14 protein-coding genes are annotated in these 15641 nt (G+C 66.6%); 6 read left to right on the top strand and 8 right to left on the bottom strand.

What is annotated here, in order from left to right:
- Positions 1-12: 12 nt before the first annotated feature.
- Positions 13-1449, top strand: a complete 1437-nt coding sequence (locus tag K5658_RS13350) for a malic enzyme-like NAD(P)-binding protein (RefSeq protein WP_221063622.1) — start codon at positions 13-15, stop codon at positions 1447-1449.
- Positions 1450-1453: 4 nt separating this feature from the next.
- On the opposite strand, the gene K5658_RS23975 is transcribed toward K5658_RS13350, so the two are convergent.
- From K5658_RS23975 to K5658_RS13315, 7 genes are read right to left on the bottom strand one after another with little or no spacing between them, the layout of a single operon-like run.
- The gene (locus K5658_RS23975; RefSeq protein ID WP_221063621.1) at positions 1454-2635 is read right to left on the bottom strand and encodes a SpoIIE family protein phosphatase; all 1182 of its coding nucleotides are present in this window, start codon (positions 2633-2635) and stop codon (positions 1454-1456) included.
- Between the two features lie 40 nt (positions 2636-2675).
- A complete protein-coding gene (gene cheB, locus K5658_RS13340) occupies positions 2676-3719 on the bottom strand; it encodes a chemotaxis-specific protein-glutamate methyltransferase CheB (protein ID WP_221063620.1) in 1044 nt (347 codons plus the stop codon).
- Positions 3716-5944 carry a hybrid sensor histidine kinase/response regulator gene (locus tag K5658_RS13335; protein ID WP_246628444.1) on the bottom strand — a complete coding sequence of 743 codons (2229 nt, stop codon included), beginning with the start codon at positions 5942-5944 and terminating at the stop codon, positions 3716-3718. The genes cheB and K5658_RS13335 overlap by 4 nt, the downstream gene beginning before the upstream one ends.
- A complete protein-coding gene (locus K5658_RS13330; RefSeq protein WP_221063619.1) occupies positions 5941-6627 on the bottom strand; it encodes a chemotaxis protein CheW in 687 nt (228 codons plus the stop codon). The genes K5658_RS13335 and K5658_RS13330 overlap by 4 nt, the downstream gene beginning before the upstream one ends.
- Positions 6624-7856: a CheR family methyltransferase gene (locus K5658_RS13325; protein ID WP_221063618.1), complete on the bottom strand. Its 1233-nt coding sequence runs from the start codon at positions 7854-7856 to the stop codon at positions 6624-6626. The genes K5658_RS13330 and K5658_RS13325 overlap by 4 nt, the downstream gene beginning before the upstream one ends.
- Positions 7853-8302, bottom strand: a complete 450-nt coding sequence (locus K5658_RS13320; RefSeq protein ID WP_221063617.1) for a chemotaxis protein CheW — start codon at positions 8300-8302, stop codon at positions 7853-7855. Before K5658_RS13320 ends, K5658_RS13325 begins: the two co-directional genes overlap by 4 nt.
- Before the next feature lie 5 nt (positions 8303-8307).
- Entirely contained in the window at positions 8308-8772 is a 465-nt protein-coding gene (locus tag K5658_RS13315) for an ATP-binding protein (protein WP_221063616.1), read from the bottom strand.
- 142 nt (positions 8773-8914) lie between these two features.
- Between K5658_RS13315 and K5658_RS13310 the strand changes: the two genes are divergently transcribed.
- The 5 genes from K5658_RS13310 to K5658_RS13290 are packed head-to-tail and all read left to right on the top strand — an operon-like array spanning position 8915 to position 15067.
- A complete protein-coding gene (locus K5658_RS13310) occupies positions 8915-9616 on the top strand; it encodes a carbonic anhydrase (RefSeq protein ID WP_221063615.1) in 702 nt (233 codons plus the stop codon).
- Complete coding sequence (locus K5658_RS13305) at positions 9616-11355, top strand: uracil-xanthine permease family protein (protein WP_221063614.1); 1740 nt, start codon at positions 9616-9618, stop codon at positions 11353-11355. Before K5658_RS13310 ends, K5658_RS13305 begins: the two co-directional genes overlap by 1 nt.
- 55 nt (positions 11356-11410) lie before the next feature.
- The gene (locus K5658_RS13300) at positions 11411-11734 is read left to right on the top strand and encodes an STAS domain-containing protein (protein WP_221063613.1); all 324 of its coding nucleotides are present in this window, start codon (positions 11411-11413) and stop codon (positions 11732-11734) included.
- Positions 11734-13047 (top strand): ABC transporter substrate-binding protein, encoded by a 1314-nt coding sequence (locus K5658_RS13295; RefSeq protein ID WP_246628443.1) that lies wholly within the window; start codon positions 11734-11736, stop codon positions 13045-13047. Before K5658_RS13300 ends, K5658_RS13295 begins: the two co-directional genes overlap by 1 nt.
- Positions 13034-15067, top strand: a complete 2034-nt coding sequence (locus K5658_RS13290) for a methyl-accepting chemotaxis protein (protein WP_221063612.1) — start codon at positions 13034-13036, stop codon at positions 15065-15067. Before K5658_RS13295 ends, K5658_RS13290 begins: the two co-directional genes overlap by 14 nt.
- Before the next feature lie 10 nt (positions 15068-15077).
- Here K5658_RS13290 and K5658_RS13285 read toward each other — a convergent pair whose 3' ends face one another.
- Positions 15078-15479, bottom strand: a complete 402-nt coding sequence (locus K5658_RS13285) for a transcriptional regulator (RefSeq protein WP_221063611.1) — start codon at positions 15477-15479, stop codon at positions 15078-15080.
- Between the last annotated feature and the right edge of the window lie 162 nt (positions 15480-15641).

Genomic DNA, 15641 nt, shown 5'->3' with positions numbered 1-15641 from the left:
ATTAGGAATCCCATGAACGCTCCCTCCCAAGCTTTCGCCCACACCCCCAGCGCCAGTTACAGCCTCACCCTGCGCGTCCGCCTCTCCAACAAAACCGGCACCCTCGGCAAGGTCACCACCGCCATAGGCCGGGCGGGCGGCGATATCGGGGCCATCGATATCGTCGGCATCGGCCAGGATTATGTGCTGCGCGATATCTCGGTCGACGCCGGTTCCAGCGCCCATGGCGAGGACATCGTCGAGGCCGTCCGCGCCCTCGAAGGCGTCGAGGTGGTCAATGTCTCCGACCGCACCTTCCTCATGCACTTGGGCGGCAAGATCGAGGTGGTGTCGAAAGCCCCGCTCAAGACACGCGCCGATTTGTCCATGGCCTATACCCCCGGTGTGGCGCGGGTTTGCGAGGCCATCCACCGCGACCCCGACAAGCTGTTCACCCTGACCATCAAGAAGAACACCGTGGCCGTCGTCACCGATGGCACCGCCGTGTTGGGCCTGGGCAATATCGGCCCGGCGGCGGCTTTGCCGGTGATGGAGGGCAAGGCCATGTTGTTCAAGGAATTCGCCGGGGTGGATGCCTTCCCGATCTGCCTCGACACCCAAGACCCGGACGAGATCGTGCGCGTGGTCAAGGCCATCGCCCCGGTGTTCGGCGGCATCAACCTGGAGGATATCGCTTCGCCGCGCTGCTTCGATATCGAACGGCGTTTGCAGGAGGAACTGGATATCCCGGTGTTCCACGACGACCAGCACGGCACGGCGGTGGTGGTGTTGGCGGCCTTGCTGAACGCGCTCAAGCTGGTCGGCAAGCGCATGGAGGACATCAAGGTGGTGGTTAATGGCGTGGGGGCGGCGGGCGTGGCTTGCACCAAGATCATCATGGCGGCGGGGGTGCGCAACGTGGTGGGTTGTGACCAGCTCGGCGCTTTGTATCGCGGGCGGCAGGAACATATGAACGAGGCCAAGACCGCCTATGCCGAGCTGACCAACCCCGATGGCGAGCGCGGCACCGTCCATGAAGTGATCGAGGGGGCCGATGTGTTCCTGGGCCTGTCGGTGCCGGGGGCCATCACCGCCGCCGATCTCAAGAAAATGGATGCGCGGCCCATCGTGTTCGCCATGGCCAATCCCACGCCCGAGATCATGCCGGAGGAGGCCGAACCCCATGTCGCGGTGATGGCGACCGGGCGTTCCGATTATCCCAACCAGATCAACAACGTGCTGTGCTTCCCCGGTATCTTCCGGGGCGCTTTGGCTTGCCGCGCCACCCGCATCACCGAGGAGATGAAGCTGGCCGCGGCCCATGCCATCGCCGGGCTGATCGGCGAACACGAGTTGCACCGCGAATACATCGTGCCCTCGGTGTTCGATAAGCGGGTGGCGGAGGCCGTGGCCCGCGAGGTGGAGGAGGCGGCGTACCGCAGCGGCGTGGCGCGGCGGGCGGCGATGTAGCCGGTTACGCGATCCTGACTTCCAGCAAGGACACGTCGTCGTCGAAATCTTCCCGCCCCTGCCAGGCCCGCATCGCCGCCACCACTTCGGCGATCTTGCGTCCCGGCCGGCCTTCGGGTTCGGCCAGGACGCGCACGAACGCCTCGAACTCCACCGCCGCGCCGTCGGGACCGTTGATTTCGTATAGCCCATCGCTGAAGAGATAGAGCCGGGCCTCGTCCGGGAGGCTGGCCGCGCCGGTCTCGAAACGGGCTTCCGGCCAAGTGCCGATGGGCATGGCCCGGCAGCGCAGCAAACCCGGTTCCGTCCCGCCCAGCAGCACCGCCGGCGGATGGCCCGCGCTGGCATAGCGCAGGGTCCGGCTGGGGAGGTGTGCCACGCCATACCACAGGGTGAAATACAGGTTGTTGTGCTTTTCCATCGGGAACAAGCCGTTCAGCGCCACCAGCACGGCGGCGGGCTCGCGGAAATCCACGGTCGGGAGGCTTTGCCCCATCAGCGCGTTCATGGCGCTGACCGAGAGCAGGGCCGAGCCCACGCCATGGCCGCAGACATCGAGCAGGAACACCGCGAAATGCTCGGCGTCGATATCGAAATAGCCGAAGGCATCCCCGCCCAGCGAACTCGAAGGCAGGAATTCCCAGGCGGTGGCGAGTCCGGGCCGCTCCAGGGGCGGCGGCAGCAACGAGCGCACATAGGCGGCGGCCTCGGCCAGTTCGGCGGCCAAGGTCCGCTGGCTCTTTTCCAGGGCGGCGAAGGCTTCGTTGCGTTCCAGCAGGGCGATATAGGCCTTGCAGTGGTAGCGGATGCGGGCGATGAGTTCGATGCGGTCGGGCAGCTTCACCAAATAATCGTTGGCCCCGGCCCGGAACGCCTCGGCCTTGACCACGGCTTCTTCCTTGCTGGACAGCACGATCAAGGGCACCTGGGCGGTGTCGGCGTCGGCGCGGAAGGCCCGGACCAGGTCCAGCCCGTCGGTGTCCGGCATCACCAGGTCCTGGAGGATCAGGGTGGGACAGAGTTGCCGCGCCAGGGCCAGGGCTTGGCTGGGATCGCAGGTGTAGTGGAATTCGATATCGGGCTCGGTGAGCAACATGCGCTTCACCGCTTCGCAGATGATGCGCTGGTCGTCGATCAACAGCACCACGCTGTGGTGGGCGGGCAGGGCGGGGGATTCGGGGTTCATGGGTTTTATCGGAAGCGGTTGGGCGGCGGGATGATAGCGCCTAAAGCGCCGGACGGGCAGGGCCGGCCATCGGACCCATCCGTTCGACCAAGCGCCCGGCGATTTCCGCCAGCGGCAACACCGCGCAAGCCCCGTCCAATTCCAGGGCCGCCTTGGGCATCCCGAATACCACGCTGCTGGCTTCGTCCTGGGCGATGGTGTAGAAGCCCGCCCCGCGCAGGGCCAAGAGTCCCGCCGCGCCATCCCGTCCCATCCCGGTCAGCAATACCCCGCAGCCCCGCGCTTCCGCATGGCGGGCGAGGCTGTGGAAGAACACATCCACCGAGGGGCGGCAGGCCAGCCCCTGGGGTTCGGCGCTGAAATCCAGGTGGAAACGCTCGTCCAGGACCACATGCTCGGCCCCGGCGGCCAGCCACACCCGGCCCGCTTGCGGGCGCGTCCTCTGCGACAACGCCGCGACCGGCAGGGGCGAATGCCTATCCAGCAAAGTCGCCAACCCGGCGGCGAGCGGCGGGTCGAGGTGTTGCACGATGACGATGGCGGCGGGGAAATCGGCGGGCAGGCCTTCGAGCAGGGTCGCCAGCGCCTTGGGACCGCCGGTCGAGGCACCGATGGCGATCATGGGCGGTGGCTTGGGTTCCGCGGGCGCGGCGGCGGGCGGGACCGGACGCCGCCGCCGCGAAGGCGGTTCATGGCCGCACAGGGTGCCCAGGGTATCGATACGGTTCAGCAAATCGCCGCCGTCCAGCGCTCCGCCCGCCGCGCCCAGGCCGGGCAGGCTGGCGGCGTCCATGGCGCCCAGGGCCAAGGCTTCGTACACCCGTGGGTAATCGGCCTGGGGATCGGCGCAAATCAACAGGATGGGACAGGGCTGGGTCGACAGGATCAGGCGGGTGGCTTGGGCGCAATCCATATCGGCGAGCGACAGTCCCATCAGCAGCAAATCGGGCGGGTATTCCAGGCACAGCCCCGCCGTTTCCCGGCCCTGGGCGCTGGACCAGTAGAACTCCAGGCCCGGCGTCGCGGCCAGCAGCCGCCGCAAAGCCAGGGTATCCGGCCCGGCGTAGGCGATGGCGATCTTCATGGGGCGTCCGCCGCGCCGATGAGGTCGTGTACGGCGTCGATCAGGCCGGAATCGTGGAAGCTGCCCTTGGTCAGGTAATAATCGGCTCCCGCCTCCATGCCGCGCAGGCGGTCCTCGGGCCGGTCCTTGTAGGACACGATGACCACCGGCAGGGCGGCGAAGCGCGGATGGGATTTGATCTTCCGCACCAGGTCGATGCCGTTCATGCGCGGCATATCCACATCGCTGACCACCAGGTCGTAATCCGCAAGGCCCAGCGCGTTCCAGCCTTCCATCCCGTCCACCGCCACCTCCACTTCGTAGCCGCGATTTTCCAAGAGCTTCCGTTCCAATTCCCGCACGGTGAGGGAATCGTCCACCACCAAGACCCGCCGGGTCCGGCGCGGCTGGGTTCTGGTCCCGTGGCGGCGTGGGCGTTGGGCCTGGCCCGCCAGCCGTTCCGCCGAGCGCAGCAGATCATCCACGTCGAGGATCAACACCGGGACGCCTTGCTCGTCCACGGCGGCGGCTCCCAGGTTGGGGACCTTGCCCAGGCGCGGGTCCAGGGGCCGGGCCACCAGTTCGCATTCGCCGCGCAACGCATCGACCTCCAAAGCATAGCGCTGTTCGCCGTCGCCGATCAGGACCAAGGAGAGTTCGCCTTCGGGCAGGGGCGCTTCGTCCAGGGCGAGCAAGGCGCGGGCCGAGACCAGGGCGATGTTTTCGCCCGCGCCCGGAAAGAAATAATAGCCGCCCAGGCAATACAACTGCTGGCTGGACAGGCGCAGGGCCTGGTCGATGCGGGCCAGGGGCAGGGCGAAGGCTTCGCCCGCGATATCCACCCGCAGCACCCGCGACACCGAGCGGGTGGCGGGCAGGACCAACTCGAAGCGGGTGCCCTGGCCCGGTTCCGAACCGACTTTCAAGGAGCCGCCGAAGCCATGCACCATGGTCTGCACCACGTCCAGGCCGACGCCGCGCCCGGAGATTTCGGTCACGCTGTCGCGGGTGCTGAGCCCCGGCAGGAATAGGAAATCGTAGAGTTCCGCCGGACTGAGCCGCGCCGCCATGTCCTGGGTCACCAGGCCGCGCTCGACGATGCGGGCGCGGAGTTGGCCGAGATCGACGCCGCGGCCATCGTCCCGCACCGAGACCACCAAGCGCCCGGCGCGGTGGCGGGCTTCGAGGACGATGCGGCCCTCGGCGGGTTTGCCCTGGGCTTCCCGCTCTTCCGGGGATTCCAGGCCGTGGTCCAGGGCGTTGCGTAACAGGTGGTTGAGCGGGGCGTCCAGCTTGTCCAACACATCGCGGTCCACCCGGGTGGCGAGCCCCGCAAGGTCGAGGCGGGCTTGCTTGCCGAGTTGGCGGGCCAGGTCGCGCACCAGGCGGGGAAAGCCCTGGACACCGTCGGCGAAGGGCCGCATCCGGCTGCTCAGCACGGTGCGGTGCAGTTGTTCGGCCAGATGGATGCCGCGGCTGGAGATTTCGCGCAGGGCCGCGTCCTGCCGGTCCAGGGCGTTGTCCAGTTCGCGGAGGAGGTGTTTGGCGCTGGCCGGGTCCGAGTCCAGCGCCCCGGCCAGGCGTTGGCTGAGCTTTTTCAGGTTTTGCCCGGCGCGGACCAGGGGTTCGAGGCGCTGGGCTTCCAGCAGGGCTTCGGCGGCGTAGCCCAGCAGTTGGCTCAGGGTGTCCGCCGTCACCTTGACGGCCCGGTCGGGCGCGGTGCCGTCGCTGGGTGGCTGGGCCGGTGGGGTGGGTTCGATAGGAGCCGCGGCGGGCGGCGCTTCGGTCTCCGGCGGGACGTTGGCGGCGGCTTGCGGCGGGTCGGGGTCCGGCGGCGGGGCCGGGATTCCGGGGGGATCGAGCAGGGCCGCGATGCGCCCGGCCCAGGCTTCCGCCGCGTCGGCGTGGTGGTCCAGCCAGTCCGGCAGTTCGCCGCCGTCCACCAGGCTGAGTCCCAGCAGCCAATCCACCGCTTGCAGCAAGGTGTCGATGGCCGCGGCGTCCAGTGTTAAACGCCGCTCCTCCAGCGCCACGAACACATCTTCCATGTGGTGGGCGATGCGCTCCGCCGGGAGCAGGTCCACCACCCGCGCCGCGCCCTTGATCGAATGGGCGGCCCGCATCAAGGGCTCGGTCGTCGCGTCCGCGCCGCGCTCCAGGGTGAGCAAGCCTTCGGTCAGCGCCGCCGTGTGGGCCGCCATTTCCTCGCGGAACAATTCCAGCAGGAAGGCGTCCGGGGCGCTCACCGCACCGCCTCGGCGAAGTGGGCCACCAAGCGTTCCGGGTCCAGTAGGCTGACCCGGCGTCCTTCCACCTCGCACAGGGCCGTGACCGGGTGGTCGGGCGCGAGGCGCAGATGGGCGGGCGGGGGTTGCAGGCGGGCGCGGGGCTGGCGTTCGATGCCCAGCACCTCGTCGGCGGGGAAGGCCCAGCGCTGGCCCCGGACCTTGATGACCAACAAGCGGGGAAAAGCCCGGCCCGTGCCGGTCGGGGCCGGGTTTCCGGCAGTTTCGCTGCCATGGGGATCGAGCAGGTGTTCCAGGGTGAAACACAGTTGCAATTCGCCCTGGGCGTTGACCAGCCCCAGGAAATGGCGGTGGCCGCGATGCGGGACTTTGCGGACCGGGGCGGGATTCAAGGTCGCGTCCAGGCAGGACGAGGGCAGGGCCAGCCAATGGCCCGCCACCCGGAACACCATCAAGCCCAGGCTATCGGGGTCCGGGGTTTCCGGGATTTCGGCCAGGCGCCGCCGCCATTCCTCCCGGTATTCCGCCGGGATGGGGCGGTCCAGCAAGCGCCGTCCGGCCAGATGGTAGACCGGGCAGGAACGGCAATGGATGCAATATTCCAATTCCTCGCAGCTGCGGTCGCCGTGGGTGCCGATGCGTTTCCAGCATTGGCTTTCGGCCAGGGCCAGGCGGTGGGTCATGGCCCGACCGTCTGGCGCAGGCGCTGCCGTAGCCGTTCGGCCTCCGCCCGCAGGCCGCGGCGTTCTTGCAGCAGGGCGAGGTGGGCGAGGCTTTCGGCGTGGCCGGGGGCGAGGTAGAGGGCGCGGCGGAAATGCAGCGCCGCCCGTTCCGGCTGGTTCTGCCGGTCGTGGAGGATGCCGAGCAGGGCGTGTATGTCGGGATCGAGCGGGGAGTGCGCGACGGCTTGTTCCAGGAGGCGCAGGGCTTCCTGGTAAGCGCCTTGGTTGGCGAGGGTACGGGCCGTGTGCAGGGCGGGCGGGGACGGATTGGGCGGCGCGATCCTGGGGGATTGGGGGGCGTCGCCCGGCCCGGCGGGCGTGGAACGCAATCCGGGCGGGGGATCGGTGGGCGGCTTCCCCGGACTCCGCCGCGCCGCATCCGGGCTACGGGGCTGGGCCGTGGCTTTGCGCCAAGCGAACGCCCCGCTGTCGCCATGGCGGGCCCAGGCGGCGGGTTCCGGTGGCGTTTCGGCATGGCCCAGGAACAACAACCCGTCCGCCGCTAGGCCGTCCGCCAGCGACCGGCACAGTTGGACCCGGCCCGCCGCGCTCATATAAATCATCAGGTTGCGGCAGAATACCGCGTCGAACGGGGCATGCTGCCGCAGAATCCCGGCGTCCAGGGCGTTGCCCGCCACGAAATCCACCATGCCGCGCAAGGAGTCCGCCACCCGGAAGCGGCCTTCCGCCTCGGGCAGGAGATATTCCGCCCATTGCCGCGGGTCGAGTCCACGCAAGGCGCGGAGGCCGTAGTGGCCGCGGCGGGCGGCGTCCAGGGCGGCATGGCTCGCGTCCATGGCGACGATGCGGGCGCTGTCCGCATCCAGCCCGGCTTGGCGCAGGCTGATGGCGATGGACCAAGCCTCTTCGCCGCTGGCGCAGGGCAGGCAGAGGACGCGCAGCGGACGGTCCGCCCGCCCGGATGCCCCGGCGTGTTGGCGCAATAGGCCGAATGCGCCCCGTTCCCGGAAAAACCAGGTTTCGCCCACCAGCACTTGTTCCAACCAAGCCTGCCGTTCCAGCGGGTCGCGCCGCCACAGCCGGAGATAGGCCGCGTCCCCGTCCAGGCCGGTGGCGGCGCGGCGGGCCGCTAGCGCCAAGTCCGGCGCATCCGGTCCCAGGGTGTCGGCGTCCAGGCCGAATTCCCGTTCCAGCCAGGCGCGTAGGTAGGCGCGGTCGCCCGGCGTCATGGCGGATCGACCTCGGGTCCGGCCAAGGCCCGTAGTTCCGGCGTCAGCAACGCGGCCCAATGCACCCGCTGCGCCAAGCCTTCCTCGTCTTCGTAAAGGGTGGGGTCCAGCCAATCCGGGCCGGATTGGCGGGCGATGGCCGCCAGTTGATGGGCGGCGTCCAAATGCGCGGTATCGGTGACGTGTTCGGCCAGGAGCCCCAGCAAACCATCGCGTCCGCCCACCAGGATCACCCGGCTGCTCAGGGCCAGGACGCAAGGCTCGCCCTCGGCGATTTGGCGGAGGTCCAGCACCGGCACCAGGCCCCCCCGGTAGCGCAGCAAGCCGGCCAAGCCTTGGGGACCGGGCGGGGCGGGTTCCAGGGTCGGCACCGGCAAGACTTGGGCCACGGCCATGGCGTCCAGTGCGTAGCGCCGTGCCCCGAGCTTGAATAACAGCAACAACATCGGAATCAAGCCGCGGGGGCGGGGGAAGGCAGCCGCTTGACCAGGGAAATCAGGTTGCGGCCAGGGACGCGGCGATAGGCGCAAACGTCCATGTAGTGGCGGACCAGATGCACGCCCAGGCCGCCGATGGGCCGGTCGGCCAAAACCGCCGCGATATCGGGGCGGGGCGCTTCGGCGAAGGGGTCGAAGGCATCGGCGTCGTCCTCGATCTGGATATGGATGGCGGAGGCGTCGGCCTCCAGCACGACTTCGATCCGGCCGGCCCGGCCATCGGGATAGCCATAGTCGATGGTGTTGACGATGATTTCTTCCAGCACCAGATTGATTTGCATGACGAGGGCGGGGGACCAATCCCGGTCCGCGCCGAAAGCTTCCACCGCCAGCGACAGGGGTTCCAGTTCCGCCGTGTCCGGGCGCAGGTTCAGCTTGAGTTGGGCGGGGGCGGCGCTGCCGTTGGGGGTGTTGGGCATGTTGGGCGCTAGGGTGGGTGGGAGGCTATCGCGGCGGGAGATTGTCTCCCAGGCGGTCGCACAGGCACAATGTCGGCAGCAGCCGTACCCGGTGGGATTCCCGCCCGCCGCTCGTCAACAGTAAACCCATAATCAGGCCGTCATGCAAGAATTCACCGATCCGGCGTTAGCCAAGCTTTTCGAAGGCATCCAGGGATTCCAGCAGCGCTTTTACCGGCAGGAGCCGGACAAGATGCGGGATTTGGTCGAATACGGCCAGCATCCCGAGGTGCTGTTGATCGCGTGCAGCGATTCCCGCGTCGATCCGGCCTTGTTGACCGGGGCTGATCCGGGCGAATTGTTCGTGGTCCGCAATGTCGCCAACCTGGTGCCGCCCTATAGCCTGGACGGCAAGTACGACGGGGCGCGTTCGGCCATCGAATACGCGGTGCGCGACCTCAAGGTCAAGCATATCGTGGTGCTGGGCCATGCCCATTGCGGCGGCATCAAAGCCTTCCTGAGCGGTTTCGCCGGGCAGCCGCTGCCACGCGATTTCATCGGCGGCTGGGTTTCCATCGCGATGGATGCCTGCTGCAATTACGTGATGAAGCCTTTGGGCGGCGGCGAGGATACCGGGGGCGAAGAAGTCCGCGAACTGGATATCGAAAGCCTGCGCGAACATCAGCATCTGGTGGAACGCGCCGCCATCCGCGGTTCGCTGGCCAATCTCGCCACCTATCCCTGGCTCAAGGAGCGCATCGACGCCGGGGAGTTGAGCCTGTGGGGCTGGTGGTTCGACCTCGAAACCGGCGACCTCTGGGCCACCGACGCCGCCAATACGACCTTCCTGCCCGTGTTGGATTGATGCGTAAGCCCGACAATATCGTCTACTGGACCCAAGACCGGCCACCGCCCCGGCTGGCCTTGATGCTGGCTTTGCAGCAGATTTCGTTCCTGGCCGTTTATCTGGTGGTGTCGCCCTTGTTCGGGCGGGTGTTGGACCTGGACCACGAGCAATCCCTGCAATTGATTTCCGCCACCTTGCTGGGGTCGGGCATCGGGGTGGCGCTGCAAGCGGCCAAGCTGTGGGGCATCGGCTCCGGCTTGTTCTGTCCGGTGCAGGCGACTTCCTCCACCTTCGCCGCCTTGCTGGTCGCCAAGTCCAGCGGTGGTTTGGGGGCGGTGTTCGGGGCGGTGTGCATGGTGGGTTTGTTCCAGATGGGCTTCGCCCTGTTGTTCGCCAAGATGCGCGGGGTGTTCACGGTGCAGGTGGCCGGGGTCGCGGTGATGCTGATCGGGCTGGGCCTGGGGTCGAACGGGATGAAGCTTTTGCTGGAAACCGGCACCGACGCCACGCCCGGTCCCCGCGATGGCCTGTTGTTCCTGCTGACCTTGGGCACCATGATCCTGTGCAATGTCTGGTCCAGCGGCTTCCTGCGCTTGGTTTCGGCTTTTTTGGGCTTGTCGGCCGGCTTTTTGGGCTCCTGGTTCAGTGGGGCGATTCCCTTGGCGGAATGGGAAAAATTCGTCGACGCGCCTTTGTTCTATCTGCCCCGGCCTATGAATATCGGCTGGCACCTCGATGGTGGCGCGGTGTTGCCCGCCCTCCTGACCGGCTTGTTCCTGGCTTTGCATGGCTTCGGTGCCTTGGTGGCGGCGCAGCGCTTCAACGACGCCGATTGGAAGCGCCCCGACCCGGAATTGCTCAAACAAGGCATCTATGCCGAGGGCTTGACCAATATCGTCAATTCCTTCCTGAACGGCCTGCCGCTCACTTCCAGCGGCGGGGCGGTGGGCTTGGCGGCGGCGACCGGCTGCACCAGCCGCTATCTGGCGTTTTGGCTGGCGGGCATCATGGTTTGTCTGGCGTTCATGCCCAAGGCCATCGTGTTCTGGGAAATCCTGCCCGAGCCGGTGATGGGGGCGGCGCTGATCTTCCTGGCCTCGTTCACCATCATGGCGGGGCTGCAAGTCATCGCCTCGCGCCTGCTGGATAACCGCAAAATCCTCACCGTGGGTATCGCCTTGATCCTGGGTTTCAGCTTCGAGCCGCTGAAAACCCTGTTCCTGAACCTAGTGCCCGAATCCATGCGATCCTTGTTGTTCTCCGGCGTCGGGCTGGGCGTGTTGGGCGCGGTGTTGCTGTCGGCCTTGTTCCGCATCGGCGACCATACCCGCAGACGTTTGGTCATCGACGCCCGCCAGGGTTCGCTGGACGAGGTGGTGGCCTTCCTGGAACGCCAGGGCAAAAGCTGGGGAGCGCGGGCCGAAGTGGTGCGCCGGGCCGAATACGCCACCTGGCAGGCGTTCGAAATCCTCACCGAACACGCCGTGATGTCCGGTGGCGGCGACCGGCCCGCCCTGATTGAAATGGAAACCATCTTCAACGAATACAGCTTCGCGGTGGTGCTGTATTACCACGGCTCGCTGGTGCCCTTGTCCATGCATCCGCCCAGCCACGAGGACATGCTCGACGACGAGAACGACGCGGTCCTCAGGATGGCGGGCTATTTGCTGCGGCGCTTGGCCGATGGCGTCCGGGTGCGCGGCGCGGAGGGCCACGGCCATGGAGATTGCGAACTGAGGTTGGTTTTCAACGATTAAGCCGCGTCCCGGACCTGCCGGGCGCGTTCCATCATCTACCCATCACGAGGAAAACATGTTGAACATTGCCACGTCCCAAACGGGCGAAACCCTGGTCATCGCCTTGGAAGGCCGCATCGACGCCGCCAGCGCCAAGCACCTGGAACAGCAATGCCTGGACTTGATCGAGGGCGGCGCATCGCGCTTGGTCTTCGACCTGGGGCAGGTCGTATACATCAGCAGCGCGGGGTTGCGGGTGTTCCTGGTCGCGGCCAAGCGGCTCCCGCCCGAAGGTTCCCTGAAGCTGTGCGCCTTGAATTCCACCCTGCGCGATGTGTTCGAGATCAGCGGCTTCAGCACCCTGTTCCAAATCCTCCCCGCCGTCGGGGACGCGCTCTGATGGCGGAACACCGCGCCGGGCGGACCGGGATGCTCCTCAAATGGGCCGGCGTGGTCCTATTCGGCGGCGTGCTGGCCTCGGAGGCGTGGTGGTTCTGGCATCCCGCCGGGGAGCATGGACCGATCCGGCTCGGCATCATCCACGCCCTTACCGGGGCCATGGCCATCAGCGAAAAACCGATGGTGGACGCGGAATTGTTGGCGGTGGAGGAGATCAACGCCCAGGGCGGTTTGTTGGGCCGGCAAATCGAGGCCGTGGTCATGGACGGCGCGTCCGACCCCGATACCTACGCCCGGCAGGCGGAAAAGCTCATCGGCCAGGATAAGGTCGCCGCCCTCATCGCCTGCTGGACCTCGGCCTGCCGCAAGACCGTGAGGCCGGTGATCGAGCGCCACCACGCCCTGATGATCTATCCCATGGCCTACGAGGGCTTGGAAATCTCGCCCAATATTGTCTACACCGGCGCGGCGCCCAACCAGCAAATCCTGCCCGCCGTCAACTGGGCCTACGAGCATCTGGGCAAGCGCTTCTTCCTGGTGGGCTCGGACTATGTCTGGCCGCACTCGGTGAACGCCATCATCCGCGACCAGATGATGGCCTTGGGCGGGGAGGTCGTGGGCGAGGGCTATATGCCCTATGGCGGCTTGGATGCCGGGGCGGTCGTGGCCCAAATCCAGGCCGCCAGGCCCGATGTGATCTTCAGCACCCTGGTCGGCGATTCCAACGCGCCGTTCTACCGCGCCCTGCGCGAGGCGGGACTCCAGTCCCAGAAATTCCCGGTGGTGTCGTTCTCGATCTCCGACCCGGAACTGCAAAAGCTGCCCGCCGTCGATGTCAGCGGCCATTACGCGGCCTGGCCTTATTTCCAGGGCGTCGAGCGCAAGGAGAACACCGAGTTCGTCCACCGCTTCCGCCAGCGCTATGGTGAAAAACGGGTATTGAGCGATGTGATGGAAACCGCCTATTTCAGCGTGCATCTCTGGGCACGGGCGGTGGCGCAGGCGGGCACCACCGAGGTCAACGCGGTCAACGACGATTTGCTGGGGCAAAGCTTCGACGCGCCCGAGGGCATCGTCACCGTGGATTCCACCACCCGCCACACCTGGCGCTCCTTCAACATGGGCCTGATCCGCGAGGATGGCCGCATCGAGATCGTCTGGTCCGGCCAGCATCCCATCCGTCCGGTGCCCTATCCACGCACCCGCTCGGTCAAGCAATGGGATGATTTCCTCAAGGATTTATACCGCGGTTGGAAAAACCATTGGTTCAACGCCGCCACGGCGGAAGGGCGCATTTCCCATGAAACCCATTGATTGGCTCTCCGCGCTGCGTTCGCGCATCGGACTCAGCCTGGCCCGGCGGCTGGTGTTTTGGTTCATGCTGCTGCTGCTGGTACCGGCCTTGCTCTCGGTCTATATCAACGACCGCCTGACCCGGCGCTTGCTGCGCGAGAAGGTACAGGAGCAACTCAGCGTCATCGTTGCCGCCAAGGCCGATAGCATCGAGGACTACGCCTACGAACGCACCCGTGCCGCCGGTGTGTTCGGGCGGCTCAAACGGCTGGCGGTCGCCACGGTGGCCATGCGCAAAGCCATCAAGGGTTCGTCGGAATGGGCCACCGCCGAGGCCGATGTGCGTTCGCTGCTTTACTATTTCGCGCCCAACCTGGGGTTTTCCGAGGTGGTGTTGGTGGACCCAAGGGGCATCGTCCTGATGCAGACCCAGACCAACCTCGCCCTGGGCGACAACCTGCTGTACGGGCCGCAGCGCGATACGCCGATGGCGAATGTGTTGCGCCGCACCATGACCTTGCTCGACACCGATATTTCCGATTTCGCGCTCTATCCGGGGATAGAAACGCCCTTGGGGTTCATGGCGGCGCCGGTCTACGACCAGGAGGGCCGGGTGGTCGGCTTCCTGGTGCTGCAACTGAATACCGCCGAGGTGTTCGAGGCGTTCACCGATTATTCCGGCCTGGGCAAGAACGGCTATGTGGTGGTGGCCGCCTTGGAGGATGGTGGCGACTTGGCGCGGGTCGTGGCCCCGATCCGGCACCGGCCCGACGCGGCTTTCAATCTCAGCGTCAGATTGGGCGCGGAGATTGGCCAGGGTACGCAGCGGGCCGTGCTGGGCGGGCAGGGCAGTGGCGAACTCATCAATATCGAGGGGGGGCGGGTGTTGGCGGCCTGGACCTACATCCCCTCGTTCCGTTGGGGCATCGTGGTCCAGCAGGATATCGAAGAAGCCTTGGAAATGCTGGAGGAACAGACCAAGGCCATGGTCGTCTTGCTGACCTTGATCCTGATTCCGGTGGTGTTGTTGGCCCTGTGGGTGGCGCGGTCGATTTCGTGGCCCATCCAGATGGCGGTGATCACCGCCGAGCGGGTGGCGGAGGGCGATCTCAGCGTGGCCCTGGACACCAAGCGCGAGGACGAAACCGGCAAGCTGCTGAACGCCCTCGGGCGGATGGTGAGCTATCTCAATTCGCTGATCGGGCAGGTCAGGAAGTCCACCATCGACCTGGTGTCCGCCACCAACACCCTGAGCGCCATGACCCGCGCCCAGGGCGACGAAGCCGCCGGGCTGGGCGCGACCACGCTGCAAATCGCCGCCGCCGCCAAGGAAATCTCCGCCACCTCGGAAGAGTTGGTCAACACCATGGCCGGCGTGACCCAGGGGGCGGGCCATGCGCGGGACTTGGCGGATTCCGGGCAATCCGCGCTGGGCGATATGGAACAGGCCATGCACCATCTGGCTGGGGCCACCCAATCGATAGCCGGGCGTTTCGGCGTCATCAACGACAAGGCCAATTCCATCGGCAGCATCACCACCACCATCACCAAGATCGCCGATCAGACCAACCTCTTGTCCTTGAACGCCTCCATCGAAGCCGAGAAGGCGGGCGAATACGGCCTCGGGTTCGCGGTGCTGGCGCGGGAAATCCGCCGCCTCGCCGACCAGACCGCCGTCGCCACCCTGGACATCGAGCATATGGTGCGGGAGATGCACGACGCCGTGGGCAGCGGGGTGATGGAGATGGACAAGTTCAACGAGCAGGTGCAGACCAGCGTGGCCGAGACCCGCCGCATCGGTCAGCGCTTCTCGCAGATCATCCAGGAAGTGCAGGCTTTGATGCCCAGGTTCGAGGCGGTCCACGAGGGGATGCGCTCGCAATCGGCGGGTGCCCGGCAAATCCGCGACGCCATGGTGTCCTTGACCGAGAGCGCCCGGATTTCGGCCCAGGCCTTGGAGGAGACCAACGCCGCCACCCAGAGGCTGGAAGGCGCGATAGGCGAACTACGCAAGGAAATCGCGATTTTCAAGCTGCGCTGAGCGGGGGCGGTCAAGGAGGGTCGGCCAGGAATTCGGCGGTCCAACACTCCACCCGTGGCAGGCAGCGGGCCAGGGAAGCCTGGAGTTCGGGGATCGCGAAGTATTCGGGTTCGTGCAGATAGGGATTGCACATGCGCCCGACATCGGCGGCGTCGTGGCTGAGGTCCACCAAGCGCCCGTCGATGAAGTTGTATTGATGCTGGAAATGGCCGCGGATGGTCCCGCCGAACACCGCCTGCATGAACAAGGAGCCATATTTGCACGATCCCGACAGGTCGACCGGGGTGTCGAGGCGGAGTTCAACCGCCCTTTCGCGCCATTTCTCGAATAAAAATACCTTGGCGCGGGCGAAGTTCTCGTAGGTGTAGGGCAGTTGTCCGGGACGCGCCGTGGTCCAGCCTGGGGATTCCATAATGAAGCTCGATGTGTGGTTTCCGGGGCGGGGGCCAGGGCCGGCGGAATGGGTGGAGCGGGGTCGGGCGGAATCCCGCTGTTGTTATTTGGGTGGGGATGGCGCGGGTTGCCGCAGGGGATGGACGGACTTTACGCCGTGTCGGCTGGCGGAACAACCATG

The sequence above is a fragment of the Methylomagnum ishizawai genome, from assembly GCF_019670005.1.
Lineage (GTDB): Bacteria > Pseudomonadota > Gammaproteobacteria > Methylococcales > Methylococcaceae > Methylomagnum > Methylomagnum ishizawai.
The sequence above is the reverse complement of the archived record's forward strand: the minus strand, read 5'-3'. Positions and strand labels throughout refer to the sequence as shown.

Excerpts from the sequence above, each read along its gene's own strand:
- K5658_RS13330 (WP_221063619.1), bottom strand. The coding sequence starts at position 6,627 with ATGACCCACCGCCTGGCCCTGGCCGAAAGCCAATGCTGGAAACGCATC.
- K5658_RS23975 (WP_221063621.1), bottom strand. The coding sequence starts at position 2,635 with ATGAACCCCGAATCCCCCGCCCTGCCCGCCCACCACAGCGTGGTGCTG.
- K5658_RS13315 (WP_221063616.1), bottom strand. The coding sequence starts at position 8,772 with ATGCCCAACACCCCCAACGGCAGCGCCGCCCCCGCCCAACTCAAGCTG.
- K5658_RS13310 (WP_221063615.1), top strand. The coding sequence starts at position 8,915 with ATGCAAGAATTCACCGATCCGGCGTTAGCCAAGCTTTTCGAAGGCATC.
- K5658_RS13290 (WP_221063612.1), top strand. The coding sequence starts at position 13,034 with ATGAAACCCATTGATTGGCTCTCCGCGCTGCGTTCGCGCATCGGACTC.
- K5658_RS13285 (WP_221063611.1), bottom strand. The coding sequence starts at position 15,479 with ATGGAATCCCCAGGCTGGACCACGGCGCGTCCCGGACAACTGCCCTAC.
- K5658_RS13350 (WP_221063622.1), top strand. The coding sequence starts at position 13 with ATGAACGCTCCCTCCCAAGCTTTCGCCCACACCCCCAGCGCCAGTTAC.
- K5658_RS13325 (WP_221063618.1), bottom strand. The coding sequence starts at position 7,856 with ATGACGCCGGGCGACCGCGCCTACCTACGCGCCTGGCTGGAACGGGAA.
- K5658_RS13305 (WP_221063614.1), top strand. The coding sequence starts at position 9,616 with ATGCGTAAGCCCGACAATATCGTCTACTGGACCCAAGACCGGCCACCG.
- K5658_RS13300 (WP_221063613.1), top strand. The coding sequence starts at position 11,411 with ATGTTGAACATTGCCACGTCCCAAACGGGCGAAACCCTGGTCATCGCC.
- K5658_RS13320 (WP_221063617.1), bottom strand. The coding sequence starts at position 8,302 with ATGTTGTTGCTGTTATTCAAGCTCGGGGCACGGCGCTACGCACTGGAC.
- K5658_RS13295 (WP_246628443.1), top strand. The coding sequence starts at position 11,734 with ATGGCGGAACACCGCGCCGGGCGGACCGGGATGCTCCTCAAATGGGCC.
- cheB (WP_221063620.1), bottom strand. The coding sequence starts at position 3,719 with ATGAAGATCGCCATCGCCTACGCCGGGCCGGATACCCTGGCTTTGCGG.